This window comes from Nocardia sp. NPDC058658, from assembly GCF_042716665.1.
Taxonomy (GTDB): domain Bacteria; phylum Actinomycetota; class Actinomycetes; order Mycobacteriales; family Mycobacteriaceae; genus Nocardia.
The window spans coordinates 79,292-103,433 of record NZ_JBHXRR010000008.1 but is presented as its reverse complement, the minus strand read 5'-3'; the positions used below and the strand labels follow the sequence as shown (position 1 = coordinate 103,433).

Genomic DNA, 24,142 nt, shown 5'->3' with positions numbered 1-24,142 from the left:
GCAATCGGTGTCGGTGGTCGTGTGTTCGGCTAACGTTTTGGCCGAGGGTTCGGTGGTCAGGAGGGTGTTGGTGGCGGTCGAGATCGTGGTGCATCCGCTGGATGATCCGGTGCGGGCTTCGTTGCGGGGGGAGCATCGGCGGTTCGCGCAATGGGTGGGGCGGATCGGGCGGTATGAACCGGAGGTGGCTCGGTTCGTCGGGCATCCGCCGGTTTTGGATGATCAGGATTGGGTTGATCTGGGAGTCGCGCTCGGGTCGGGTGGTAGTGCGGGGATCCGCGGGGTAGGGCATGTGCCGCCTGCGGGGTGGACGGTGCTGGAGGAGTTCGACACGGTGCAGATGGAGGGGTCGGGGTTACGGGTTGCTGTCGATCCTGAGCTCGAAACGCTCACTGCTGCTGATGTTCCCGAGATTCTGGAGCTGATCACCCGAACCGAGCCGGGGCCGTTCGCGCCGAGGACCGTCGAGATGGGTACCTATCTGGGACTGCGGGTCGACGGTCGGTTGGTGGCGATGGCGGGGGAGCGAATGCACCCGCCGGGGTGGACCGAGATCAGTGCGGTGTGCACCGATGCCGAATTCCGGGGGCGCGGGATCGCGTCGCGGTTGATTCGGGCTGTCGGGGCGGGAATTCGGGCGCGAGGTGAGACGCCGTTTCTGCACGCGATCGCCCACAACACCTCGGCGGTCAGTTTGTACGAGACATTGGGCTTCACCGTGCGGAAGAAGTCGAAGCTGACGCTGGTGCAAGCACCGTGATCACTGTGCGGAGGCGGCCGATTCGGTCAGCTCGTCGGCGATATCGGTGACGCTGGGCATGGCGGCGATCTCGGCGGCAACAGCGCGAGCGTTGGCCGCCAGGTCGGGGTCGGCGATGAGTTGGTTGAGGTGGTCGGCGGTGATCGAGCGGGCCCGCACCGACAGTCCGGCACCGCGCCGCTGCACCGACACGGCGTTCCAGGCGCGGTCTCCCGGTGCGGGGGTGGCGATTTGGGGAACGCCTGCGTGTAGCGCCGCGTAGATCGATCCTGCGCCCGCGTGGTTGACCATGGCCGTGCAGTGGGGCAGGGCTTCGCGCAGGCCGAGCCAGCCGGTCGTACGGATATTGGCCGGTAATGATTTGCTGCGCAAGGTCTTTCGATCAGGCCGGACGATGACGATGTCGGCATCGACATACGGGGCCGCGCGCACGATGGCACGCAACATCGTGTCGGGACCGTCACCGAGCATGGTCGAACGGGTGACGAGGATGCGTCGACGACTCGTCGGTTTCCGCAGGAACACGGGTAGTTCCGCGCCGGGGGTCGAGTACGGGGTGTAGCGCAGTGGGCGACCGTCGACGCGGACGATGCTCGGTGGGGCGATGGACAGGGTGGTCGCGGGTGCGGGCAGGGCGGTGTCGGTGAGCAGGCGCAGCAGTTCGCGGCGGATGACGGTGCCGTTGTCGAGGGCGATGTTGTGCAGGATCGTCGGGACCCCGAGCCGGTCGGCCACGATCGCGGCCGCCGAAGCGAACGGTTCGTGCACGATCACGTCGGGCCGGAACTCCCTGGCCGCGCGCAGCAGCGGTTCGATCATCGGCCGATTGGTGACAGCGAAAACATGGGCGCCGCCGCGCGCATCCGCCATCCCGTGCCCCGACCGCAACGCCAGCACCGGATGCCTGCCCAGCCCGCGCACCGCGGCACGCAGGTAGTCGATCGGCGGGGCGACGTCGGCCACCGGCAGCTGCGTCCGCACCACCGCGGCAGCATCACCACCGGTGGCCACCATGACGTCGTGCCCGCGCTCGCGCAACTGCTCCACCAGCGGCATCATCGGGAAAAGGTGCCCGATCAACGGCATCGCCACGAACAACACTCGCATCCGGTCTCCGTCGTCGCTCCTCGGCCGCGTGCTCGGCCCACCCAGTGATACGGCGTCCCCGCGCCAACGGTTCAATTACCCCGCCGCGGCGCCGTGATAGAAGAAGTCGCCGAGACCGACGGTGAAGACCAGGATGCCGTACAGAGCATGTTCGACCGAGGTGGTGAGCAGCGATCGGGTGTGCCGGTATCGAATCGCGAACAGTGCGCCCGCCGCAGTACTCAGCAGCACCGAGACCCAGTTGCCGACGGTGAAGTGGGCGAAACCGAACGCGAGGGCGCTGGCGGCGATGATGCGTGGACCGTCGCCGAAGACGGGGGCGTAGCGGTGGAAGAGAAAAGCGCGGAAGAGCAGTTCCTGCGGATAGACGCTGACCAGCGGATAGAACACGAGGACCAGCACCCAGATCAGGGGCTGTTCGCGGGGCAGATCGAACACCGAGCCGGGCCGAAAGACAGCGACCGCGCCGACGAGGACCACCGCGGCGACTGCCCAGAGCGCGAGAATGCCCGGTAGCGCAGGCCGCAGCGCGTCGACCCGCCAGAACGAGCGCCGGTCGAAACCGGTGCGGCGCAGGTAGATCACGACGCCCACGGTGATCACCAGCAGGAACGGCAGCGGGCCGACACCGCGCAGGAACACCGCGTACAAACCGGTCAGACCGAAGAACAGAGTAACGAATTCGGCTGTGAGCCAGGCCTTCCGGCTGGTGAGGCCGGTGTCGACGGTCATGCGTCCGAGCCTAACGGGTGCCGGCTAGCGGTGCTCGGCGTCGGTCGCGCCCAGCGTCGCCAGCAGAGCGGGCAGTGCGGTGCCGATGGGTTCGCGCACGACCTCGTCGGCGAGGTCGTCGTACGGGGTGGGTTCGGCGTTGACGATGATCAGGCGGGCGCCGTGCTCGGCGGCGACACCGGCCAGCGACGCGGTGGGCTGGACCTGCAGGCTGGTGCCGACGGCGATGAACACCGTGCAGGCCTGCGCGATGGCCATCGCATGACCCAGCACCTCGGGGTCGAGTGCCTGCCCGAACATGACCGTCGCGGTTTTGAGGATCCCGCCGCAGCGCAGGCAGGCCGGGTCGGGTTCACCGGCGGCGACGCGGTCGAGGGCCTGCTCGGTGGTGGTGCGGTCGTCGCAGGACGTGCACAGCACCGTGCGCGCGTTGCCGTGCAGTTCGAGGACCTTACGGTCGGGCAGGCCCGCGAGCTGGTGTAGCCCGTCGACGTTCTGGGTGATCACGCGCACAGCCGTCCCGGTCGCGGCCAGCACGGTGACGGCCTGGTGTGCGGGGTTGGGGCGGGCGCGCCAGGCGGGGTGTTCGCCGCGCATGAGCCAGGATCGGCGGCGGATGTCGGGATCGGCCATGTAGTAGTCGTAGGTGACCAGTTTCTGGGCGTCGGGGTCGCGTTGCCACAGGCCCGCCGGGCCACGGTAGTCCGGGATGCCGCTGTCGGTGGAGACACCGGCGCCGGACAGGATCGCGACGAGCTGGTTGGTCATGGCTTCAGCGTAGGGCGCGACGATCCTTGTGGTCGACGGGATTTCGGTCGTTGTCTTCGCGAAGGGCTATCGCATCTGACTATGGAGCGCTAAAGTCTGCCTGGAGTGGACTACAGCGGAAGGTGGCAGGCGAATGACGTCGGCGGCGGTCAAACAGCAGGTGCTCGAACTCGGTGGGGCGTTCATGATCTCGCGCGAGGTCAGGGCGTTCGGGGAAACAACCGGAGTGTCCGGGTTCCACGGCGCCTACACGCGAGGACGCGGCGGCGTGCTCGGTGACGTCGACGCCGACGTGGTGACCGCGGCGTTCGGCTTCTTCGAACCCGAATGTGTGCGTGCCGCGTGGGAATCGGTGCCGATGCCCGCCGCCGATGCCGCCACGCAGTACATGCTCGCGTGTCGCGGTTTCGGAGAGCGCAAACTTGCCGCGTTCGACCGGGCCGACCGGCTCGCCGAACTACTGCGACGGGTTGTCGACGCCGCTCCGTCGGCCGGGCTGCCGCTGTTCGCCGGTTGGCGGGCGATGCCGGTGCCCGAGGATGGTCGGGCCGCGGCACTACAGCTGACGCACGTGCTGCGCGAACTGCGCGGCGGCCTGCACCTGATCGCGGTGCTGGCCAACGGCCTGACCCCACTGCAGGCGATCCTGGTCGCAGGCTCACCGATCTACGACGGCCCCGGCCACGCGAAGTTCCTCGGCTGGGCCGAACCGTTCGAGCCGGTCACCGACGACATCCGCACGCGCTGGGAAGCGGCCGAGAAACTGACCGACGAACTGATCGCACCCTGCTTCGACGTCCTCGACGACGCCGAGCGCGACGAACTCACCGCGCTCATGCTCGAAGCGCACCGAATCGCCTTGAGCCGCTAGAGCTTTCAGGAACCGATGACCTCGCGCCCGCGGCCCACGATCAGTGGGTCGGCGGTGCCGACGATCTCGACATCCTTGTTGTCGTAATCGAACCCGCTCAGCACGTGCCGCATCGCATTGAGCCTGGCGCGCTTCTTGTCGTTGCTCTTGACCACGATCCACGGCGCGTGGTCGGTGTCGGTGTGCTCGAAGTTCTCCTCCTTGGCCGCGGTGTAGGAGTCCCACTTGTCGAGGGAGGCCAGGTCCATCGGCGAGAGCTTCCAGTGCCGCACCGGATCGACCTGCCGGATCGCGAAGCGGGTGCGCTGCTCCAGCGGCGACACCGAGAACCAGAACTTGACCAGGTCGATGCCGTCGTCGACGAGCATCCGCTCGAACAGCGGCACCTGCGCCAGGAACCGTCGATGCTCTTCGGGTGTGCAGAAACCCATCACCCGCTCCACCCCGGCACGGTTGTACCAGGAACGGTCGAACAGCACGATCTCACCCGCGGCGGGCAGGTGCTCGACGTAGCGCTGGAAGTACCACTGCGTGGATTCGCGCGTGGACGGCTTCTCCAACGCCACCACCCGGGCGCCACGCGGATTGAGGTGTTCCATGAAACGTTTGATGGTGCCGCCTTTTCCCGCGGCGTCGCGACCCTCGAACACGATGACGATGCGGCGCCCGGTCGCCTTGACCCAGTTCTGCAGTTTCAGCAGTTCGATCTGCAGCAGCCGCTTGTCGAGGTCGTATTCCAGGCGCGAGAGGCGCTCGTCGTAGGGGTAGCCCTCACGCCAGGTGTCCACGACAAGGCCGCCGGGTTCGGTGAGCAGGATCGGGTCGTCGTCGTCGCTGTCGTCGACGGTGAATCCGCTGGTGTCGGCCAGGTTCACGGCGGTCGCGAGATCGGCGATCTCGCTGATATCACGGGGGATCGGACTGATCTCGACATCGGTCATCTCTCGGACGCTAAATGACGCACGTGTCGACCGGATGAACACCCGGTGCCCGGCCCCGCGCCAACCTGCCCGCACCACCAACGGGCAAGGTGCACAATCGGAAGATGCTCGACTCAGCAATACTCGCGGTGATCGGGTGACCGGGCGCAATGGTCGACGCCCCGGCTCACCGACCGCGCTGCGCGACCAGAACCGGGCGCGCGTGGTCGAAGAGCTGCGCCGGCAGGGCCAAGCCACCCAGGCCGACCTCGCCAGGGCGACCGGCCTGGCCCCGGCGACCATCTCCAACATCGTGCGCGATCTCGCGGGCGCGGGCAGCCTGCACATCGAAAAGCGCAGTGGCAAACGCAATTCCGTGCGACTGACCGGCGGAACGGGTTTCGTCGTCGGCGTGGATCTCGGGCACCGTCACCTCACCGTCGGCATCAGCGATCCGACCCACCACGTGGTGGCGCAAACCCGCACGGACCTGCCCGTCGGCCTGTCGGCGGAGGAGGCCATGGACCGCGCCCGTCGGCTGCTGGACACCGCGCTCGACGACGCGGGCATCGACCGTGGCGCGGTGGTCGGCGCCGCGATGGGACTGCCCGCCCCGATCGACCGCACGACGGGTCGGGTCGGTTCACCGTCGATCCTGCCCGGCTGGGTGGGCGTCGACGCGAGCGCGCTGGCCGCCACGGCGCTGGAATTGCCGGTGCGGGTCGTGGTCGACAACGACGCCAATCTCGGTGCGCTCGCCGAACATCAGTGGGGAGCCGGGGCCGGCACCACCGACATGGTCTATCTGAAGCTGTCCGAAGGGGTCGGTGCCGGGCTGATCGTGGGCGGGCGCCTGTATTCGGGGGTCGCGGGCACCGCGGGCGAGATCGGGCACACCACGGTCGACGAGTTCGGCGCGGTGTGCCGGTGCGGGAACCGTGGGTGTCTGGAAACGCTGGTCTCGGCGCGATCTGTGGTGTCGTTGCTGGCCCCGACCGCGGGTGAGTTGACGATCGAGGAGGTCGTGCGCCGGGCGATCGCCGGTGATCGCGCGTTCGTGCGGGTGCTCGACGACGTCGGCAGGCAGGTCGGCGCCGCCGTGGCGGGAGTGTGCAGTGTGCTCAATCCCGAGCTGCTGGTTCTGGGTGGCGAACTCGCGCAGGCTGCCCAGATCCTGATTCCGTCGATCCAGCAGGTGGTCGATCGTTGCGGGGTGCCCTCGGCGGCCGCCGCGTTGCGTATCCGTCCCGCGATGCTCGGCGCGCAGACCCATCTACTGGGTGCGATCGCGCGGGCGATCGCCGATGCAGACCACGCGGTGTTCATTTCCTGAACACAAAACACGGCGATTTGGGCTCGATTCGGCGAATTCCTGCATGTGTCATCGAATTCGGTGCACACTGTGATCTGATTCACACTGCTACTCGCGAGGCAATGACGCCCGCCGTGGAGAGGACGAAGCCGATGCACGATGGAGGCTCCTTCACCGACCGATCCGCTCTTCCCGACGGGGAGGGATCCGGCAACCGCGTGGTGCTGATCGCCTCCGTCGCGGCGCTGGGCGGGTTGCTGTTCGGCTTCGACAGCGCCGTGATCAATGGCGCTGTCTCGGCCATCCAAGACGAATTCGATGTCGCCGACGCCGTTCTCGGCTTCGCCGTCGCCTCGGCGCTGCTGGGTGCCGCGGCGGGCGCGATGACCGCGGGCCGGATCGCCGACCGCATCGGCAGGCTCAAGGTGATGAAGATCGCCGCGGTCCTGTTCTTCCTCAGCGCGATCGTCACCGCCTTCGCCCCCGACGTGTGGACCCTGGTCCTCGGCCGCATCATCGGCGGCGTCGGAGTCGGCGTCGCGTCGGTGATCGCGCCCGCCTACATCGCCGAAACCTCACCCGCGCGCATCCGCGGCAGGCTCGGTTCCCTGCAACAGCTCGCCATCGTGCTCGGCATCTTCCTGGCACTGCTGGTCGACTACGTGCTCGCCGAACTCGCCGGTGGCGCGAGCGAGACGCTGTGGTTCGGTCTGGAGGCCTGGCGCTGGATGTTCCTGTCGATGGCGATCCCCGCCGTGGTCTACGGCGTGCTGGCCTCGACGATTCCCGAATCGCCGCGCTATCTGGTCGCCACGCACAAGATCCCCGAGGCGCGACGCGTGCTGTCGATGCTGTTCGGTGAGAAGAACCTCGAGATCACCATCAACCGGATCGAGCACAGCCTGCAGAGCGACACCAAGCCGTCGTGGAAGGACCTGCGTCGTCCCGGCGGCGGGCTCTACCCGATCGTGTGGGTCGGATTGATGCTGTCGGTGTTCCAGCAGGCCGTCGGCATCAACGTGATCTTCTACTACTCGAACGTGCTGTGGGAGGCCGTCGGCTTCGAGGAATCGCAGTCGTTCCAGATCAGCGTGTTCACCTCCGTGGTCAATATCGCCACCACCATCGTCGCGATCATGCTCATCGACAAGGTCGGGCGCAGGCCGCTGCTGCTCACCGGGTCGATCGGCATGACCGTCACTCTGGCCACGATGGCGATCTGCTTCGGCGCCGCCGATCAGGTGCCCAACGCCGAGGGCGTGCTCGAACCGCACCTGAGCGGCGCGTGGGGTCCGATCGCCCTGGTCGCGGCGAATCTGTTCGTCGTGTTCTTCGGCATGAGCTGGGGCCCGGTCGTGTGGGTGCTGCTCGGGGAGATGTTCCCGAACCGGATCCGCGGTGCCGCGCTGTCGCTGGCCGCGGCAGGCCAGTGGGCGGCGAACTGGGCGATCACGGTCTCGTTCCCCAGCCTGAAGACGTTCTCGCTCGGTTTCGCCTACGGGATGTACGCGGTGTTCGCGCTGCTGTCGCTGGGGTTCGTCGCCAAGTTCGTGCCCGAGACCAAGGGGATGTCGCTCGAGGACATGGACGAGGCCGCCGGATACGAACACCCCACCGCCAAAGCCTGACCACTTTCCGCTCGATGAGTTCCGGAGCTCCGCCATGTCTTCTTCCGTGCCCTCTGCTGCCCGTTCCGGCCGAAAGATCGCTGTTCTCGGCCCGATTCCGTTCGACCACGTCGTCACCCATCGCGGCGAGGTCATCGACAAATACGGCTGCGCGCTCTACACCGTCGCCGCCCTGGCCTCGCTGCTCGGTCCCGATGACGTGGTCCGCCCGATCGTGCATGTGCGCGAACGGGATCTGGGGCCGATCACCGAGCAGCTGTCGCGGTTCGACAATGTCGACCTCACCGGCATCCGCTCGGCCAGCGACCGCGGTGACGTGGTGGAGCTCCGCTTCCGTGACCAGAACTTCCGCGACGAACGCCAAACCGGTTTCATGCACCCGATCTCGCCCGCCGACGTCGAATTCGCCTTGGACTCCGATGCTTTCGTGTGTGTGCCGATCACCGACTACGAGGTGGCCCAGCCGACGCTGGCCTATATCCGCGCCAACAGCGACGGCCTCATCCTGCTCGACTGCCACGGCCCCACCGTCGCGCTCACCGCCGCCGGGCACCGGGTGAGCAGGCTCTGGATCGACCGCGACGCCTGGCTGCCCACGATCGACATCATGAAGATGAATCTCGAAGAGGCGGGCCGGGCCTGGTTCCCGCCGCCCGGCGGTGACCCCGACGAATTCGGGAAACCGCTGCCCAAAGAGCAGTTGCCGGAGTTCGCCCTGCACTGTCTGCGCCGTGGCGTGAAGGCGGTGTGTGTCACCCTCGACGAGGAAGGCTGCGCGATGTATTTTCTCGGCCCCGACGGTGCGATGCGGGAGGAGATCGTGCCCCGCATCCACGTCGAGAACGTCATCGACACCACCGGCTGCGGTGACTCGTTCGCCGCCGGCATGGCCTACGGCTACCTGGCGTCCGGTGATTTCGTCACCGCCGCCCGCTACGGCAATGCGATGGGGGCGCAACGATGTTCGGGCAAGGACCTGGCGGTGTACCGGTCACTGGCCGAGACGAACAAGCAGTTGCGTGAGGCCTACGGCGCCGAGGCGGTGGGGCAGTGAACGCATCCACCCGCACCGCCACGACCTGGTCGGTGGTCGAGGACGGCTGGAATCCGCAGCGCGCCAACTACTTCGAGACGATTTTCACCGTCGGCAACGGGCGTCTCGGGACCAGAGGCTCGCTCGAGGAACGCCATACCGGGGCCTTGCCTGGCACGTTCATCGCCGGGGTGTACGACGCCTACGACTCGCCGGTGATCGACCTGGTGAACGTGCCGGACTGGCTCGACAGTGAGGTTTTCGTCGACGGGGTGCGGTTGGACACCGAGTCGGCGACGGTGGTCGAGCACCGTCGTGAACTGGATCTGCGGTGCGGAGTTCTGCACCGCGACACCGTGTTCGAGTTGCCGGACGGGTCGCGGACCCGGTTGCGCACGTCTCGGTTCGCGAGCACTGCTGACCGGGATCTGTGCTGTCTGCGGATCGAGGTGACCTGCCTGGATCGGGCGGGTGCGGTGACGGTGCGCACCGGTGTCGACGCGCATCGGCGCAATCTCGAACGGCTGCCGACCTATCGCGAGCAGACGGCCTTCGGGTACGAACGCAAGTGGGACAAGTGGGCCAAGTCCACGCATCTGGTGTCGGCCGGTGCGGGGTTCGAGGGGGAGGTCGGTGTCATCGCCAGCCGCACCATCGACAGCGGGATCGACCTCGCCTACGCCTTCACCTGCACGGGCGAGGGCGGGCGGCGTCAACAGCGTTCCCGGCACGACGCGATCGAGGTCGAATGGCAATTCGACTGCGGTGCAGGCGAATCGGTGCGCGTCGACAAACTTGTCGGGATCGCGACCAGTCGCGACTATCGGGCCGTCGACCCGCCGCGCGAGCGAGCGGTGGAGACGGTGGCGCGCGCCGTGAGCTTCGATGCCGCGGCCGAGGCGAACCGGGCGGCCTGGGATCGGGTGTGGGCCGACGCCGACTGCGAAGTGGTCGGCAACGACCGGGTGACCCAGGCGTTGCGGTTCGCGATCTATCACCTGCTCATCGCTGCCGACCCCGACGATCCGACCGTGAGCATCGGCGCGAAATCGCTGTCCGGCGAAGGGTATCGGGGTCATGTCTTCTGGGACACCGAGGTGATGCTGCTGCCGTTCTTCCTGTTCACCCAGCCGCGTGCGGCCCGCGCCCTGCTCGGCTACCGCCACCACACGCTGCCCGGTGCGCGGGAAGTGGCCGCCGACAACGGCACCGGCGGCGCCCGCTTCGCCTGGGAATCGGCCGACACCGGGCGGGAGGAATGCCCGCAATACACCCCCGACGGCAAGGATCGTTTCTACACCCGCGAGGAAGAACTGCACGTCACCGCCGATGTGGCCTACGCGATCATGCGCTACGCCTCGGTCACCGGCGATGACGATTACCTGTTCGGCGAGGGCGCGGAGATTCTGTTCGAGGGTGCCCGGTTCTGGGTGCAGCGGTGCGTGCCGGAGGGGGATTCGCTCGGCATCCGGATGGTGATGGGACCCGACGAATTCCATTCCCACGTCGACAACAACGCCTTCACCAACAAGCTCGTGCATTGGCACCTGCTGCAGGCAGCGGCGGTCTACGAGCGGATGTCGGCCGAACGACCCGAGCAACTCCGCGCCCTGATGGATTCGATCGGGCTCGATCCCGAGGAACCGGGCCGATGGCTCGCCGCCGCTGATCGCTTGCAGGCCCCCACCGATCCCGACTGTGGGGTGATCGAACAGTTCGACGGTTATTTCGAGCGCACCGTCGTGCCCATCGTCGAATGGGACGACAACGACATGCCGCGCTACCCCGAGGGCTACAACCATTTCAACTGCGAAACCACCTCGCTGCTCAAACAACCCGACGTGGTGATGCTGCTGCATCTGCTGCCCGACGAGTACTCGCTGGCCACCCGGCGGGCGAACTACGAATTCTATGAGCAGCGCACCCTGCACAAGTCGTCGCTGAGCCCGTCGATCCATGCGATCGTCGGACTGCAGGTGGGTGATTCCCGCACGGCCGAACGGTATTTCGGGCGGTCGGCGTTCGTCGACCTCGACGACAACCAGGGCAATACCGAAGAGGGCATTCACATCGCGTCCGCGGCGGGCACCTGGCAGGTCGCCACCCACGGGTTCGGTGGTTTCCGGGCCTCGGCCGACGGGTTGCATTTCTCGCCCGCGCTGCCGGAGTCGTGGCAGCGATTGCGGTTTTCGGTGCACTGGCGTGGGCGCACGGTACGGGCCGATCTCGGGCACGGTGACGCACGATTCACGCTGATCGGGGACGGACCGAGCGAGCAGATCAGCGTGTGGGGTCGGCCGGTGACCCTCGAACCCGGGGTGCCCGTCGAGGTCGCTGCGTGACGAACGTCTTGGCTTCGCAGGCAGTGCTTTTCGACCTCGACGGTGTGCTCACCGATACCGCGGCGGTGCACCGGCGGGCGTGGTCGGTGCTGTTCACCGAGTTCCTGCCGACCGTGGCACCCGACGCCGCGCCCTATACCGATGCCGACTACTTCGCGCTGGTGGACGGCAAGGCACGGTCGGCGGGGGTGCGGTCGGTGCTGGCCTCGCGCGGGGTGAGCGTGCCGGACGGGTCAGCCGACGACCCGCCCGACGCGCAGACCGTGCACGGTCTGGGCAACCGCAAGAACGTCCGGTTCACCGACATCATCCGAGGTGACGGGGTCGAGGTGTTCGAGGGGTCGCTGCGGGTGGTCGATCTTCTCGGGGCCGCTGGGATTCCGATGGCGGTGGTCTCGAGTTCGCGCAATGCGGTGCTCGTGCTCGAGACCGCCCGGTTGCTGGACCGGTTTCAGGTGGTCGTCGACGGTGTCACCGCCGAACGTGATCAGCTGGCCGGTAAACCGGCGCCGGACATGTTCCTCACGGCGGCGAAGGAATTGGGAGTGGAACCCGCGCGGACCGTGGTGATCGAGGACGCGGTGTCGGGGGTCGAGGCGGGTCATCGCGGTGGGTTCTGGGTGGTCGGAGTCGACCGGGGAACCGGGGTGGCGGCGTTGATCGAGGCCGGTGCGAACGAGGTGGTGACCGACCTGGCCAACCTTCTGGAAGGAGACAGTTCCAGGTAGGGTGCGTCGCAACTGAACAATCGACCAAGTTTGTTGTGTGTTCATGTTCGCGACATCGGCTGAAGCTAGGTTCGGATCGCATGATTCGACCCGGCCGTCTGGTCTAGGCTGCGACGTCGCGATCATGCCTCGAGCAGGCCGGTTGAGCCCCTACCCGGAAGGTGACCATGCACGATCAGTTCTCGAACGGAATCGGCCGTCGTGAAGTTCTGGCCGGCGCCGCGGGAGTGGTCGCCGGGCTGTCACTGGTAGGACTCACCCCCGCGGCGGCCGTCCCCGCCGAGGTGCCCAAGTTCGCCCCGAAGACCGGGCGCCACGTTCGAGTCCTGATCACCGGCGACGCGGGCACCGGCACCCGCCCGCAATGGGCCGTCGCCGACGCCGCCCGCGAATACCATGCGCGCCAACCGTTTTCCCTCGCCGTCGGCCTCGGCGACAACATCTACGACAGCGGCCCCAGCGGCCCCGACGACGAACAGTTCGCCACCAAATTCGAGAACCCCAACGCGGGCCTGGATTTCCCGTGGGCCATGGTGCTGGGCAACCACGACACCTCCGGGGTGTTCCCCGGCGATGGCGGTTGGCTCGCGCGCGGCAACCACGAGGTCGAGTACCACGCGAAGTCGTCGCGCTGGTGGATGCCGAGCCGCTACTACTCGGTGCGGGTGCCCGAACAGAACCCGGTCGTCGAGTTCTTCGTCCTCGACCTCAACCCGCTCGCCGCCTACATTCCGCCGCTGCTCGACCCCTACTGGGCCGTCGACGGCCCGTACATGAACGAACAGCGCGCCTGGCTCGACCGCGCACTCGCCGAATCGACCGCGCAGTGGAAGATCGCCTGCACCCACCACCCCTACCTGAGCAACGGTCCGCACGGCAACGCGGGCAGCTACGAAGGCCTGCCGATCGAACCGATCAACGGCGTGCACGCCAAGCGGTTCTTCGAAGACCATGTGCTGGGCAAGGTGTCGTTCGTGCTCTCGGGCCACGATCACACCCTGCAGGTACTCGAACCCACTCCGGCGACCAAGGGCACCCGCCAGATCGTCTCGGGTGCGGCAGGCAAAACCTCCAGCGGCCAGCCACGCACCGGCCCCAACCCGGCACTGTTCGAAACCCAGCACGAGCTGGGATTCATGGTCATGGACCTCACCGCGGACTCGGCGAACCTTCGCGTACTCACCGTCGACCCCGCCTCGGGTGCGAGCACCCAGGTCTTCAACCGCCGAATCGGCTGATCCGCGCCCCCGGCGGGAGGATGATCGAAGGATGGGCTTCTACACCGACCGGATCCTGCCGCACATCGTCGACAAGGTCTGCGGCGTCACCCAGAACGGGCCACTCCGCGAACGAACCTGCGCCGGGCTGCACGGCGCGGTCCTCGAAGTCGGCTTCGGATCGGGCAACAACATCGGCTTCTATCCCGCGACCGTCGACCGGGTCAGCGGAGTCGAGCCGGTGGACGTCGCATGGAAGATCGCATCCAAACGTGTTGCGGCAAGCACGATCCCGATCGACCGCGCCGGCCTCGACGGCCAATCCCTACCCTTCCCCGACGCCACCTTCGACACCGCCCTGTCCACCTTCACCCTGTGCACCATCCCCGACATCGCCTCCGCCCTCGCCGAAATCCGCCGAGTCCTCCGCCCCGGCGGCACCCTCCACTTCGTCGAACACGGCCTCGCCCCGGACGAATCGGTGCGAACCTGGCAGCACCGCCTCGACCCCATCCAGCAACAAGTCGCCGGCGGCTGCCACCTCAACCGCGACATCGCGAGCCTGATCACCGACGCGGGTTTCGAGATCACCGAACTCGACCGCTTCTACCAGCCCGGCGGGCCGAAAGCGTTGGCGGCGTTGTCACTTGGGGTCGCCAGGAGTCGGTGAGGGCCCTCGGCTACCAGAGGCGCCGCCGAAATCGGGCAGATATGGCGCAGCCCGTGTGAGCTGACATTTGGCAGCGCGTCCCCTTTGCGGGATCGGCAATCGCTGGATACGGTGGCGCCGTGACTCTTTCAACTGAGAAGGGCGTCGTACGCCTCAGCCGGTGATTCCCGCTCGGAGGCGCTTGCAGCGCAAGCGTTCGACTGCCACCAGCGAGATCGAGTTCGACTATCGACCATGGCCCGGCCGCATCGACGTCCACCGCATCGTGCCCCGCATCGACACCATTCCGCTGACCGATCTCATCGACACCTTCGAAATCTGCGCCGATATGCAGCCCGCAGGTGACGCCTACGGTGGGCTCGTACCCGAATTCGTCCGCTTCGAGTCGGCGACGGACCATTTCCACGGATTCTCTCGCCTCACCAGGAGGAAGAAGACCCCCGTACTTGCTTGCAGCTGCGGAGAAATGGACTGCTGGCCACTGCTGACCCGCATAACCCTGACCGGCGACCTGGTCGTATGGGACTGCTTCGAACAGCCCTACCGCCCCACTCGTGACTACACCGGATTCGGCCCGTTCCTGTTCGATCGCAACCAATACGACAATGCCGTCAGGGACTTGTCACCGCCATCGCCGCCCTCGAATGACACGGGCGTGGGACCGTGATCGCGCCCAGCAACAGCTCTATGCGCGCCGAGCGAGGACCGCTGGGGCCGCGGGGTGAATTCCGTGCAATCCGGGGTCGGTGTCAGTACACCTGGAAGTTGGTGATGCTCGGGGTGTGGGGGAGGTCGGTGGTGAGGGTGAACTCGACTTGTCCGGGGCCGGTTACGAGGCGGAGGTTGCCTACGACGGGGGCCGACCAGAAGAAGGGTTGCCAGGCGCCGAGGGAGGTGGAGGCTTGGCCGGTGGCGCCGGTGTCGAGGTTGCGCCACCAGACGGTGGGGGCCAGGGTGCACCAGGGGGCGGGTACGCCGAAGACCTTCAGCCAGCCTTTGAGCTGGATGTCCACAGTGCCGGGGACGTCGCCGTCGGGGTAGACGTTGCCCACTCCCCAGACGTCGCCGGAGCAGCCGAGGCCGTGGGCGCCCGTGGTGGTCATGGGGAGCTCGACGGGGATGTAGTTCGAGGCCGCGGCGGGCGCGCTGGTGGCGATGAGCGCGGCCACTACCGCGCCGCCTGCGAGGGAAATCCTGGCACTTCTCCGGTGCGACATTTCAGCCTTTCAACTGCGTTGCGGCAAGGGCGATGGCGTGATTTGGCTCGAATCAATTGTTACATCGGCTAGCGGAATTCCGTCGTTACCGCGGCGAACAAGATATCCACACATACCGCGATTCGAGCGAGGGAGGGCCGTTTCGCGCCGCTGGTTGAGGCGCCGACGGACCGGGAGGGGCGACCGCAGCCGGTTGGGTCAGCCATATGTCGCCAACCTTCGACGCTCCCCGGTCGCCTCCCGTGCCGGATGAGCCTATCTCGCGATAGACCGCCGCTGGCTTCTCCTGCGGGTAAAAGTGTCAGTGCTTCATGGGATTGTGCCGTTATGACTGTTTCAGCTGCTGACTGTGCCTGCCATGGCGGATGGTTTCGCAAGGCGTGCCGTCTCGCCCTGGTCGAGAATGCCGAGCGTGCAAGGAGTTTCGGGAAGCTCAGTGCGTCATGAGTGCGCAGACCGGTGGGCTGGGGTGGATGTATGGGCGCGATCTACCTTTGCTCAGCCTCACCTTCGCGCGTGACGTGACGGCCGAAGAGTTGTTGGAGCGGATGGGCGTCGATCAGGGCACGGTGGCGGTGCGTGAGCAGGACGACTTCCATGCCGAGTTCGGCGACCTGCTTTACGAATACCCCGCGTATGTGGTCACGGCGGGACAGTACGGCCGGTGGGCGTGGGCCTGGGAAAACGGCAGCATGAAGTGTGTCGAAGATCGAGACCTCGTCCGTCGGGCCTCAGCCGGAACCGCTGCTCTCGTACTGCACTACAACGAGAAGCCGATGGTGGAATTCCTTTACGCCGAGAACGGCGAGCTCGTCACCGGACTTCACACGTTGCGGAGTATGAACCTCGCTCCGCAAGACCGGACCGGCAGCGACCCGCACCGCTTCGATGTCGAGATGTACGCACACGGAGCGCGGCTCGACGACGACGATTATGAGTACGGACCGCTGGGATTGCGCGGCTTGTTCTACAAACTCGCCGAGAACCTCGGCGCCGGAGTCCCGTGGGATGACCTCATCCAACGGCCTGTCCTCAGCGGCCGACTCCGACCTCCATCCGCATAGACGACCCCTACCAGGTTCGGATCAGCGAGGTTTCGTGGTCGCTGTGGTGCCACTGCGCGGCGAAGCGGACGAGGCGGTGGGGGGCGGCGATACTGCGGGTTTCCGCGATCTTGCCGTTGCGGATCTCCAGGATCGCTACACCGAGGACGCGGTCCTCGACGGTGAAGACGATGGCCGGGCAGCCGTTGACCACCGCAGCGTGGATCGAGGGTGAACCGCCGGCGAGTTTGCGTTTGGCGGGGGTTGGTGTGAAACCTGCCTGCACCGCGCGGGCGAGGCGGCGCGGGTTCGAGTAGCGGATCAGTTTCGCGGACAGGCCGCCGAAGCCGTCGGAGACGCCGGTCGCATCGTCGGTCAGCAGCGCGATCAGGCGTTCGGTGTGGCCGGAGGAGGCGGCGTCGACGAAGGCCTCGACGATGCGGCGGGCTGACCGCTGGTCGATGTCAGTGTTGTTGCGGGCGACGGTGATTCGCGCGCGGGCGCGGTGGAGGTGTTGTTGACTGGCGGCGACCGTGAGGTCGAGGATGTCGGCGATTTCGGCGTGCCGGTAGGCGAAGGCCTCGTGCAGGACGTAGACGGCGCGTTCGACCGGTGACAGTCGTTCCATGAGCGCCAGCACGGCGAGGGTCACCGATTCGCGCTGTTCGACGGTGTCGGCAGGGCCGAGCATCGGGTCGCCGTCGAGCAGGGGTTCGGGCATCCAGGTGCCGACGGCGCGTTCGTGGCGTGCTTTCGCCGAACGGAGTCGGTCGAGTGCGAGATTGGTGACGATCTTGGTCAGCCAAGCCTCTGGCACTTCGACGTAGGTCCGGTCGGCGGCCTGCCACCGCAGGAACGCGTCCTGCACCGTGTCCTCGGCGTCGGCGGCCGAGCCGAGCAGGCGGTAGGCGATCGAGGCCAGCCTGTTGCGGCTGGCCTCGAAATGCGCCACGGTGGCGGTGTCCATGAGCACGACTTCAGGCGGCGATTGCGTCGTGATCTCGGGTAGTGGCCGCGCGGTATCGGCGACTGGGCAGTCCGAAGGTCGGGTGGCTCAGGCTCCACGGGTTGGCACCGAGGATCGCCGCTTTGACACGCGCGGCCGCCCGACCACGCAGGGCCCACGACTTCGATCGCACGTCACCGCCGACCACCTGGAAGAGCCCGTCCTTGCGGCCGAGGCTGATGTGGTTGCCCACGTACGGCAGCGTTTTCGTCGAGATCTTGCGTCCGGTGAGGTCTCCGACGATCGTGGCGGTGGCCTGCATGCCGGTGAAACCCGCCGAGGCGCACGACATCGGCAACGGTTGTCCGTTGTCGCCGATGACGAAAGCGCTGTCACCGGCGACGTAGACGTCGGGTTGCGAGACCGAACGCATCTGACGGTCGACGGTGATCTGACCGGTGGATTCCACAGTGAGACCGCTGGCCGCGGCGATCGGATGGGCGGCGAAACCGGCGGCCCACACCGTCGCGTCGGCTGCGAACACGGTGCCGTCGGCAGCCGCTGCGCCCCCTGCCTCGACCCGCTCGATGGCGGTGTTCTGGTGGACTGTGATGCCGAGCCGGTCGAAGGCGTCGAGCAGGTGACGGCGGGCCGTGGTGCCCAGCCAGCCGCCGAGCTCGCCGCGGGTGGTGAGGCTGACGCGCAGTTCCGGATGGGATTCGGCGATCTCGGTGGCGGCTTCGATCGCGGTCAGGTTGCCGCCGACAATCAGCACCTTTCCGTCCTCGCCGAGCGCGTTGAGATGGGCGCGCAGTCGCAGTGCGGCCGGGCGCGATGCCACGTGGAAAGCGTGCTCGTCGACACCGGGGACATCGTTGTCGTTCGCGGTACTGCCGAGTGTGTAGAGCAGGGTGTCGTAGTCGAGGCGGTCGATAGTGCGTCCGTCGGTGATCGTGACGGACTTCTGCTCGACATCGATCCCGGTCACCCGCGCCACGTGCAACCGGATACCGGTACCCGCGAACATCTCCGCCAACGGCAGATGCCGCAGATCCTGACCGGCGGCGAGCTGATGATTGCGCAACCGCTCGGCGAAATCGGGTTCGGCATTGACGACGGAGATCTCGAAGTCGTCGGAATGGAGTCGGCGGGCCAAGGCTCCGGCACAGAATGCTCCGGCGTATCCGGCCCCGAGGACGACGATGCGATGCTTCATGATTCGCTCCTGTCTGGTTCGCGTGCACCCTGAACGAGACAGCTCACGAATTCCTGACAGGACTGCTGAGTGATGTGGGTCACTCACTTCCGATATGGGAAGTGGTGAGGAAGTCGGTGATGGCGGTGACTACTGCGGTGGGTTGGTCGAGCATGGACAGGACGTAGGCGTTGTCGATTTCGATGAGGCGGGCGTGGGGGATAAGGGCGGCTAGACGGGGGCCGTGGGCTCGGGGCATGAGTTTGCCTGCTGAGGACCAGAGGATGAGGGCTTCGCCGGGGAAGTGCTGTAGGGCTTCGGTATTGGCGATGGTGGCGCGTTTGTCTACTCCGGAGCGGAGGTAGGCGATGACGTCGGCGCGGATACCGGCGTCGCGAAGGCCGGGTTCGGTCCAGGCATGGATGAGGGTGGCGGGGAGGTCGGATGTGGTCATCTGGCCGAACATCAGTGGGCTGCGGCGTAGCCAACCGATGCGCATCTGGCGCAGGGCCAGGGTGATGCCGCTGGGGAGTTTCGCGGCGAGGACGGCGAGTCTGCCGGGGAGGCCGGGAGGGAAGTTGTCGAAGGCTTCGCTGGGGAAAATGATCAGGCGGCCGACGCGCTGGTCGAGTCCGTAGGCGGTGAGGAAAAGTGCGCCGCCCCAGTCGGAGTGGACCAGGGTGACATCGTGCAGGTCAAGGGCGGTGAGGAAGTCGGCGACGAGGTGGTTGAGGCCGCGCAGGCTCAGGTCGGTGCCGGGGTTCATCGGTTCGGGGTGGGCGCCAAGGGGGAGGTCGGGCAGGACGTAGCGGAAGCCGGTGGGCAGGTCGTCGATGATCGTGTCCCAGACCGTGTGGTTCATCAGCAGTCCGTGTAGCAGGACCACCGGGGGGCCATCACCGCGTTCGCGGTAGTGGATACGGCCCGCGGCGAGTTCGACGGTCGGCATGACATCCTCCGTTCGACTAGAGCGTTCACTCTAGTGCGTTTGCTCTAGTCTGGTGGAGTGAGCGAGCAGATGTCAACGACTACCCGCGACCGGCTCGTGACTGCGGTCGCCGAGCTGATGCGGGTGCACGGGTACAGCGCGGTCACCGTCAAACAGATCACCGCCGCCGCCGGTGCGCCGATGGGGTCGCTGTATCACCACTTTCCGCAGGGCAAGGTGCAGATCGCGGCCGAGGCATTGCGCAGCACGGGAGCTGTCTACATCCAGTTGCTGCCGTTGCTGATGGACCCGCACGAGGATCTGCGGGTGGCCGTACCGGCCGTGTTCGATGACGCCGCGCGCACGCTCGAAGAATCCGAGTGGATGAACATGTGCCCCGTCGGCACCGTCGCGGGGGAGATCGCCGACAGCGAACCAGCCTTGCGGGAGGTCGCCGCCGAAGTGATGCGGGACTGGATCGACCAGGGCGCAACGTATTTCGGCAATCGCGGAGTGGCGGAATCCGCGGCGCGTGAGCTCATTCTGGCGATGTTGTCCGCGCTGGAAGGGGCGTTCATCCTGGGCCGCACATTGCGGTCGGCCGAGCCGTTGCGTGCGGCCGGTCGGGCGATGGCGGCGCGGGTGGAAAATGTGCTGGCCGAGGGCGCTGCCGTCGATCGTTGACACACCACAGTGGCCGTGTCACGGGCCCTGTGACACGGCTGTGGTTTTGTGTGAGTGGATGTTTCATCACGCGGCGGTGAGTGCTCCGGTGATCTTGTCGGTCATGTCGGCCATCGTCGGGTTCGGCTGCGTTTGGAAGAGCCGGGCGGTGTCGACGGCGACGGTGATGGTGTTGCGGAAGTTCTCGGCTTCGACCGGGTCGTGCTTGCCGAGCAGGCTCATCGCCGCCGTGAGAGCGGGTAGCACCTGATCGGCGAGTTCGGCGACGGACGAACCGCTCAGTGCGATGCGTCCGGACTTCTCGGCCAGGACGTGTCCGACCAGGCCGGTCGCCGACGACAGCGCGATGCTGCCGGATGTGGCGATCTTGTGCGGCTTGCTGGTGGACGCGCCGGCCGCGGCGAGGAGGGAGACGGCGCCGTACGCGGCGGTTCGCAGAGTGGCCTTTTCCTGGGCGGTGAGGGTGACAGACATGATGGTGATCTCCTTGAGTGTTGTTGCGAGGGAAGGGATTCAGTTGGTTGCCGACAATGTCGCTTCGACCTCGCGGACGGCGTCAGCGATGGCGCGGAAGTCCTTGCGCAGGATCGCGCCGTGGTTGCTGGGGACCTTCGCGCTGATGCGGATGTTCGGGTTGGTGGCGAGCACGGCGTCCAGGCCGGCGCGGATCTTTTCCTGCTCGTCGCCTTTGCTGCCGAACGAGGTTCCCGACGCGACCACGTAGCGGACCGGGACGGTGATGGCGTTGAGCACCGGGCTCAGCTGGTTCACGCCCGAGAGCTTGCCGAGTTCGATGTTGCTGTCGGCCTGCTGCTGGGCGGTCAGGCGGGGTGCGAGGCCGGTCGGTCGGGCCAGCGGCAGTACCCAGCTCAAGCGCTTGAACAGCTTGCGGATTCGCAGCTCCATGGCCTCGTCGAGCCAGTCGTAGGGGAACGCGCCGTCGACGAGGACCGCGCCGATGGCGGCGTCGGGGTTGCGGCTGGTCCAGTGCGCGCCGAGGTAGGCGCCGTAGGACCAGCCGACCACGATCGGCTTCTCGGTGATGCCCCTGGCGGCGAGGATCGCGTCGATATCGCGCACGCAGGTGTCGAAGGAGTAGTCGGCCGACTTCTTGGACTTGCCGCGGGCCCGCTCGTCGAAGGCGATGTGGCGGTAGCCGGGGCCGAGGTCGGCGATGACCCGGCGCCAGTAGCCCTGGGTGGCGAACTGGCCGTTGAGGTAGATCACCGGGGTTCCGGTGCCGCCGGTGTCGGTGACGGCCAGTTCGGTGTCGTCGATCGCGACCTTGCCGGTCCAGGGGGCGGTGGTGGTGTTCGAGGAAGTCATTGCCGTGTCCTTGCGTTGCGGTGTTCAGTATTTACTGATGACTAAAACATAGATTGCGTTCACCACTCTGTCAATACTTTGCTCCGGTTAAAAGGCTAGGTAGAGCATCAAATTGGGTTCCCATTGCAATGGTTATGAGAGTGAATGCAAAGGCTGGATCGCGTTGCGTATTGCAATGAGATGAGAGTGAATGCATACTGGTCGTGGTCCGGTGACGAGCTCCGTACCGGTCGACGAGAGAGGTGACCAGCAGCGATGCCAGGAGGCAGACTCACCGACGCGGACCGCGAGCACATCGCCGCGGGGCTCGCAGCAGGACTCGGCTACGCCGAGATCGGGCGAACGCTGGGCCGTCCCGCGTCGACCGTGATGCGCGAGGTCACCCGCAACGGCGGCCCCGACGACTACCGGGCCGAGCGCGCACAGGAAGCCACGCAGCGGCGCGCGCGCAGACGCAAGCAGTCCGAGCCCTCGGCGCCGCCGCTCGCCGACGGCAGTTACGGACGCGACCCCCAGGCCGTCGCCGACTTCGCCGAATCGTTCACCGCCCTGCTCATCGAACAGGGCCTACCGCGCATGGAAGCCCGAGTGCTGGCCTGCCTGCAGATCACCGACGCGGGCGCGCTCACCGCCGCCGAACTGGTCGAGCGACTGCGCGTGAGCCCCGCGTCGATCTCGAACGCGGTGGCCTTCCTCGAACAGCAGGGCATGCTTCGCCGCGAAATGGTGCCCGGCGCGCGGCGCGAACGCTATGTCATCGACGACGACATCTGGCTGCGCAATCTCGTTGCGTCGTTGCAGATGCAGAACGCCCTGGCCGCCATCACTCGGCGCGGCGTCGAAGTGCTCGGCCCCGACACCCCCGCGGGCGCGCGCTTCGAACTCTCCGGCGAGTTCGTCGTCATCGTGGGCGCGGCGCTGCGCCAGGCGATAGCGCAATGGCAAGAGCGACTGGCCGAACACGCAGCAGAACGGGAGTCGTGACACGGTCGCACTCGCCTACCGGCGCTATCTGGTTGCGTGTTGCCGCAGGAACTCGATGACCACATCGGACAGTGCGTCGGGTTGGTCTTCCTGCAGCAGCATGCGGGAGTCGTCGATGAGTACGAGAGTGGCGTTGGGCAGGTCGTTGGCGAGTCGTTGACCGTATTCGACTGGGACGAGTCGGTCTTCGCGTGCCCAAGCCACAAGGATCGGTTTGGTGATGGAGGCGAACTCGGGCACGACGTCGAGAGTGAATTTGTTGTTCACTCCCCGAGCGACGAACCGACTCAAATCGGCGCGGATCGCGGCGCTGTGACGGCTCGGCAGCAGGAAGCTGTCCATCACGTCATCAGGAATTGGTCGTTTCGTCGCGGGGCCGAAGGTGAACGGCAGTCGCTGCAAGGCGCGAACGCGAATGATCTCGGTGACTGCACGGGTGACTCCAGGGATCCTGATGGCTTTGGTCAGCCAGTTGTATCGCGTCGGAGGGAAGGCTTCGTAGCAGTCCACGGAGGCGAATACGACGCGGGCAACACGGTCAGGGTTTCGTGTCAACAGACACTGGGCGACGACGCCGCCGGAGTCGTTGGCGACAAGGGTGACGTCGGTGAGGTCGAGGTTGTCGAGCAGGTCGGCGAGCAGGTCGGCGACGCCGGGTGGGGTGAGGTCGGCCGCTGGAACGGGAATGCTGTGTGCCCCCAGGGGAAGGTCCGGTGCGATGCAGCGATGGCCGGCAGCCGCGACGTTGGGAACCACATTGCGCCATGTGTTGGCGTTCATCATGAACCCGTGAACGAAAACCACCGGTGGACCTTCACCGGTGTCGTAGTACCGGATCCTGCCGTGCGTGAGTTCGACCTCGTGGACTGATCCGAGGTTGGCGCTGTGACGTCGACCGATCTGTTTCATCTTCGAACGCTCCTCGCAGTTCCTTCTGCTGTGGAAAGTCCGGTGCCTCGGACTTCACCCTTCGACCTCATGATTGTGAAGTTAGCACATGTGAATATTGAAGTACAAGGTTCGGTGTTGATATGCTGCATGGGTGGCGAAGCGCTCTTACAACCAGTACTGCGGGCTCGCGGTGGCACTCGATCTGCTCGGTGAGCGTTGGTCGCTGTTGCTGCTGCGGAATCTGCTGCTCGGTCCGCAACGCTTCAAAGACCTTCTGGACGGTCTTCCCGGAATCGGGACCGGGCTGCTCACCGATCGGCTCAAACAGCTGGAAACGGCCGGGGTGATCACCCGAGTGACACTTCCTCCGCCCGCGGCCTCGACCGTCTATCAGCTCACTGCCGACGGGGAGGAGTTGCGCCCGGTTCTCGTCGGGCTCGCGCACTGGGGACTAGCCCGTCTCGGCGAGCCCACCGACCAGCAGTTCATCTCGCCGGACCTGCTCGCGCTCGGCTTGCAAGCGAGGTTCGATCCCGACGCCGCACGAGCCGCGAACGGCGTCTACGCGTTGCATATCGGCGAGCATGCGTACCGAGTCGACATCGATGGCGGGAATATCCGTGTCCGTGCGACGACAAGCGAGTCACCGCGAGTATCGATCGTTACCGACACATCGACTCTCGTCGGGATCAACAGCGGCACACTGTCATTGGCGGACGCCCTCGGCGCCGGGAAGCTAACGGTCACGGGCGAAGCCGAAGCGGTACCCGCTTTGGCTTCGGTGTTCGGATTATCGCTCTGACCTGATGCGAAGGATTCGGCCTGGGCAGTGGATTCGAA

Annotated in this window: 25 protein-coding genes; 14 read left to right on the top strand and 11 right to left on the bottom strand. The window is 66.5% G+C overall.

Annotated features, from left to right (window positions below; translation table 11 throughout):
- Positions 1-70 precede the first annotated feature (70 nt).
- Positions 71-760, top strand: coding sequence for a GNAT family N-acetyltransferase (locus ACFWUP_RS14690; protein ID WP_379234383.1), 690 nt, complete (start codon positions 71-73; stop codon positions 758-760).
- Here the strand turns inward: ACFWUP_RS14690 and ACFWUP_RS14685 are convergent, their stop codons facing one another.
- From ACFWUP_RS14685 to ACFWUP_RS14675, 3 genes are all read right to left on the bottom strand, one after another.
- The gene (locus ACFWUP_RS14685) at positions 761-1,867 is read right to left on the bottom strand and encodes a glycosyltransferase (protein WP_379234380.1); all 1,107 of its coding nucleotides are present in this window, start codon (positions 1,865-1,867) and stop codon (positions 761-763) included.
- A gap of 75 nt (positions 1,868-1,942) precedes the next feature.
- The gene (locus tag ACFWUP_RS14680) at positions 1,943-2,599 is read right to left on the bottom strand and encodes a CPBP family intramembrane glutamic endopeptidase (RefSeq protein ID WP_379234378.1); all 657 of its coding nucleotides are present in this window, start codon (positions 2,597-2,599) and stop codon (positions 1,943-1,945) included.
- A 24-nt stretch (positions 2,600-2,623) separates the two neighbouring features.
- The gene (locus tag ACFWUP_RS14675) at positions 2,624-3,367 is read right to left on the bottom strand and encodes an NAD-dependent deacetylase (protein ID WP_379234376.1); all 744 of its coding nucleotides are present in this window, start codon (positions 3,365-3,367) and stop codon (positions 2,624-2,626) included.
- 133 nt (positions 3,368-3,500) lie between these two features.
- Here ACFWUP_RS14675 and ACFWUP_RS14670 point away from each other — a divergent pair, with 133 nt between their 5' ends.
- Positions 3,501-4,238 carry a hypothetical protein gene (locus ACFWUP_RS14670; protein ID WP_379234374.1) on the top strand — a complete coding sequence of 246 codons (738 nt, stop codon included), beginning with the start codon at positions 3,501-3,503 and terminating at the stop codon, positions 4,236-4,238.
- 5 nt (positions 4,239-4,243) lie between these two features.
- On the opposite strand, the gene ppk2 is transcribed toward ACFWUP_RS14670, so the two are convergent.
- Entirely contained in the window at positions 4,244-5,179 is a 936-nt protein-coding gene (ppk2, locus tag ACFWUP_RS14665; protein ID WP_379234372.1) for a polyphosphate kinase 2, read from the bottom strand.
- 136 nt (positions 5,180-5,315) lie between these two features.
- On the opposite strand from ppk2, the gene ACFWUP_RS14660 reads away from it, so the two are divergent.
- The 8 genes from ACFWUP_RS14660 to ACFWUP_RS14625 all read left to right on the top strand — a co-directional run bounded on the left by ACFWUP_RS14660 (position 5,316) and on the right by ACFWUP_RS14625 (position 14,755).
- On the top strand, positions 5,316-6,491 hold the full coding sequence (locus ACFWUP_RS14660) for an ROK family protein (protein ID WP_379234370.1): 1,176 nt from the start codon (positions 5,316-5,318) through the stop codon (positions 6,489-6,491).
- 131 nt (positions 6,492-6,622) lie between these two features.
- Positions 6,623-8,098, top strand: coding sequence for a sugar porter family MFS transporter (locus ACFWUP_RS14655; protein ID WP_379234368.1), 1,476 nt, complete (start codon positions 6,623-6,625; stop codon positions 8,096-8,098).
- 34 nt (positions 8,099-8,132) lie between these two features.
- Positions 8,133-9,152, top strand: coding sequence for a carbohydrate kinase family protein (locus tag ACFWUP_RS14650; protein WP_379234366.1), 1,020 nt, complete (start codon positions 8,133-8,135; stop codon positions 9,150-9,152).
- Positions 9,149-11,473 (top strand): glycoside hydrolase family 65 protein, encoded by a 2,325-nt coding sequence (locus ACFWUP_RS14645; protein WP_379234365.1) that lies wholly within the window; start codon positions 9,149-9,151, stop codon positions 11,471-11,473. The genes ACFWUP_RS14650 and ACFWUP_RS14645 overlap by 4 nt, the downstream gene beginning before the upstream one ends.
- A complete protein-coding gene (locus ACFWUP_RS14640; protein ID WP_379234364.1) occupies positions 11,470-12,201 on the top strand; it encodes an HAD family hydrolase in 732 nt (243 codons plus the stop codon). Before ACFWUP_RS14645 ends, ACFWUP_RS14640 begins: the two co-directional genes overlap by 4 nt.
- A 167-nt stretch (positions 12,202-12,368) precedes the next feature.
- The gene (locus ACFWUP_RS14635) at positions 12,369-13,439 is read left to right on the top strand and encodes a metallophosphoesterase (RefSeq protein ID WP_379234362.1); all 1,071 of its coding nucleotides are present in this window, start codon (positions 12,369-12,371) and stop codon (positions 13,437-13,439) included.
- A 31-nt stretch (positions 13,440-13,470) separates the two neighbouring features.
- Positions 13,471-14,088, top strand: coding sequence for a class I SAM-dependent methyltransferase (locus tag ACFWUP_RS14630; protein ID WP_379234360.1), 618 nt, complete (start codon positions 13,471-13,473; stop codon positions 14,086-14,088).
- Positions 14,089-14,269: 181 nt separating this feature from the next.
- A complete protein-coding gene (locus tag ACFWUP_RS14625; protein WP_379234358.1) occupies positions 14,270-14,755 on the top strand; it encodes a hypothetical protein in 486 nt (161 codons plus the stop codon).
- A gap of 82 nt (positions 14,756-14,837) precedes the next feature.
- Here the strand turns inward: ACFWUP_RS14625 and ACFWUP_RS14620 are convergent, their stop codons facing one another.
- Positions 14,838-15,305, bottom strand: coding sequence for a hypothetical protein (locus ACFWUP_RS14620; protein WP_379234356.1), 468 nt, complete (start codon positions 15,303-15,305; stop codon positions 14,838-14,840).
- A 443-nt stretch (positions 15,306-15,748) separates the two neighbouring features.
- Here ACFWUP_RS14620 and ACFWUP_RS14615 point away from each other — a divergent pair, with 443 nt between their 5' ends.
- Entirely contained in the window at positions 15,749-16,369 is a 621-nt protein-coding gene (locus tag ACFWUP_RS14615) for a DUF6461 domain-containing protein (protein WP_379234354.1), read from the top strand.
- Between the two features lie 7 nt (positions 16,370-16,376).
- Here the strand turns inward: ACFWUP_RS14615 and ACFWUP_RS14610 are convergent, their stop codons facing one another.
- The 3 genes from ACFWUP_RS14610 to ACFWUP_RS14600 form a co-directional block, all read right to left on the bottom strand.
- Positions 16,377-17,315, bottom strand: coding sequence for a sigma-70 family RNA polymerase sigma factor (locus tag ACFWUP_RS14610; protein WP_379234352.1), 939 nt, complete (start codon positions 17,313-17,315; stop codon positions 16,377-16,379).
- 10 nt (positions 17,316-17,325) lie between these two features.
- On the bottom strand, positions 17,326-18,510 hold the full coding sequence (locus tag ACFWUP_RS14605; RefSeq protein WP_379234350.1) for an NAD(P)/FAD-dependent oxidoreductase: 1,185 nt from the start codon (positions 18,508-18,510) through the stop codon (positions 17,326-17,328).
- A 79-nt stretch (positions 18,511-18,589) separates the two neighbouring features.
- Complete coding sequence (locus tag ACFWUP_RS14600; protein WP_379234348.1) at positions 18,590-19,438, bottom strand: alpha/beta fold hydrolase; 849 nt, start codon at positions 19,436-19,438, stop codon at positions 18,590-18,592.
- Between the two features lie 57 nt (positions 19,439-19,495).
- Between ACFWUP_RS14600 and ACFWUP_RS14595 the strand changes: the two genes are divergently transcribed.
- Positions 19,496-20,101: a TetR/AcrR family transcriptional regulator gene (locus ACFWUP_RS14595; RefSeq protein ID WP_379234346.1), complete on the top strand. Its 606-nt coding sequence runs from the start codon at positions 19,496-19,498 to the stop codon at positions 20,099-20,101.
- Positions 20,102-20,167: 66 nt separating this feature from the next.
- On the opposite strand, the gene ACFWUP_RS14590 is transcribed toward ACFWUP_RS14595, so the two are convergent.
- Both ACFWUP_RS14590 and ACFWUP_RS14585 read right to left on the bottom strand, forming a co-directional pair.
- Positions 20,168-20,575, bottom strand: coding sequence for a hypothetical protein (locus ACFWUP_RS14590; RefSeq protein WP_379234345.1), 408 nt, complete (start codon positions 20,573-20,575; stop codon positions 20,168-20,170).
- 39 nt (positions 20,576-20,614) lie between these two features.
- Complete coding sequence (locus ACFWUP_RS14585; RefSeq protein WP_379234343.1) at positions 20,615-21,427, bottom strand: alpha/beta fold hydrolase; 813 nt, start codon at positions 21,425-21,427, stop codon at positions 20,615-20,617.
- A gap of 255 nt (positions 21,428-21,682) precedes the next feature.
- On the opposite strand from ACFWUP_RS14585, the gene ACFWUP_RS14580 reads away from it, so the two are divergent.
- On the top strand, positions 21,683-22,411 hold the full coding sequence (locus ACFWUP_RS14580; RefSeq protein WP_379234341.1) for a helix-turn-helix domain-containing protein: 729 nt from the start codon (positions 21,683-21,685) through the stop codon (positions 22,409-22,411).
- Positions 22,412-22,435: 24 nt separating this feature from the next.
- Here the strand turns inward: ACFWUP_RS14580 and ACFWUP_RS14575 are convergent, their stop codons facing one another.
- A complete protein-coding gene (locus ACFWUP_RS14575) occupies positions 22,436-23,320 on the bottom strand; it encodes an alpha/beta fold hydrolase (RefSeq protein WP_379234340.1) in 885 nt (294 codons plus the stop codon).
- Between the two features lie 133 nt (positions 23,321-23,453).
- Here ACFWUP_RS14575 and ACFWUP_RS14570 point away from each other — a divergent pair, with 133 nt between their 5' ends.
- Positions 23,454-24,104, top strand: coding sequence for a winged helix-turn-helix transcriptional regulator (locus ACFWUP_RS14570; RefSeq protein WP_379234338.1), 651 nt, complete (start codon positions 23,454-23,456; stop codon positions 24,102-24,104).
- Positions 24,105-24,142 lie beyond the last annotated feature (38 nt).

Bases quoted from the DNA above. Each gene is read 5' to 3' on its own strand.
- ACFWUP_RS14590 (WP_379234345.1), bottom strand. From the start codon at position 20,575: ATGTCTGTCACCCTCACCGCCCAGGAAAAGGCCACTCTGCGAACCGCC.
- ACFWUP_RS14680 (WP_379234378.1), bottom strand. From the start codon at position 2,599: ATGACCGTCGACACCGGCCTCACCAGCCGGAAGGCCTGGCTCACAGCC.
- ACFWUP_RS14675 (WP_379234376.1), bottom strand. From the start codon at position 3,367: ATGACCAACCAGCTCGTCGCGATCCTGTCCGGCGCCGGTGTCTCCACC.
- ACFWUP_RS14600 (WP_379234348.1), bottom strand. From the start codon at position 19,438: ATGCCGACCGTCGAACTCGCCGCGGGCCGTATCCACTACCGCGAACGC.
- ACFWUP_RS14620 (WP_379234356.1), bottom strand. From the start codon at position 15,305: ATGTCGCACCGGAGAAGTGCCAGGATTTCCCTCGCAGGCGGCGCGGTA.
- ACFWUP_RS14685 (WP_379234380.1), bottom strand. From the start codon at position 1,867: ATGCGAGTGTTGTTCGTGGCGATGCCGTTGATCGGGCACCTTTTCCCG.
- ACFWUP_RS14635 (WP_379234362.1), top strand. From the start codon at position 12,369: ATGCACGATCAGTTCTCGAACGGAATCGGCCGTCGTGAAGTTCTGGCC.
- ACFWUP_RS14630 (WP_379234360.1), top strand. From the start codon at position 13,471: ATGGGCTTCTACACCGACCGGATCCTGCCGCACATCGTCGACAAGGTC.
- ppk2 (WP_379234372.1), bottom strand. From the start codon at position 5,179: ATGACCGATGTCGAGATCAGTCCGATCCCCCGTGATATCAGCGAGATC.
- ACFWUP_RS14605 (WP_379234350.1), bottom strand. From the start codon at position 18,510: ATGAAGCATCGCATCGTCGTCCTCGGGGCCGGATACGCCGGAGCATTC.
- ACFWUP_RS14585 (WP_379234343.1), bottom strand. From the start codon at position 21,427: ATGACTTCCTCGAACACCACCACCGCCCCCTGGACCGGCAAGGTCGCG.
- ACFWUP_RS14670 (WP_379234374.1), top strand. From the start codon at position 3,501: ATGACGTCGGCGGCGGTCAAACAGCAGGTGCTCGAACTCGGTGGGGCG.
- ACFWUP_RS14650 (WP_379234366.1), top strand. From the start codon at position 8,133: ATGTCTTCTTCCGTGCCCTCTGCTGCCCGTTCCGGCCGAAAGATCGCT.
- ACFWUP_RS14615 (WP_379234354.1), top strand. From the start codon at position 15,749: ATGAGTGCGCAGACCGGTGGGCTGGGGTGGATGTATGGGCGCGATCTA.
- ACFWUP_RS14580 (WP_379234341.1), top strand. From the start codon at position 21,683: ATGCCAGGAGGCAGACTCACCGACGCGGACCGCGAGCACATCGCCGCG.
- ACFWUP_RS14575 (WP_379234340.1), bottom strand. From the start codon at position 23,320: ATGAAACAGATCGGTCGACGTCACAGCGCCAACCTCGGATCAGTCCAC.
- ACFWUP_RS14655 (WP_379234368.1), top strand. From the start codon at position 6,623: ATGCACGATGGAGGCTCCTTCACCGACCGATCCGCTCTTCCCGACGGG.
- ACFWUP_RS14610 (WP_379234352.1), bottom strand. From the start codon at position 17,315: ATGGACACCGCCACCGTGGCGCATTTCGAGGCCAGCCGCAACAGGCTG.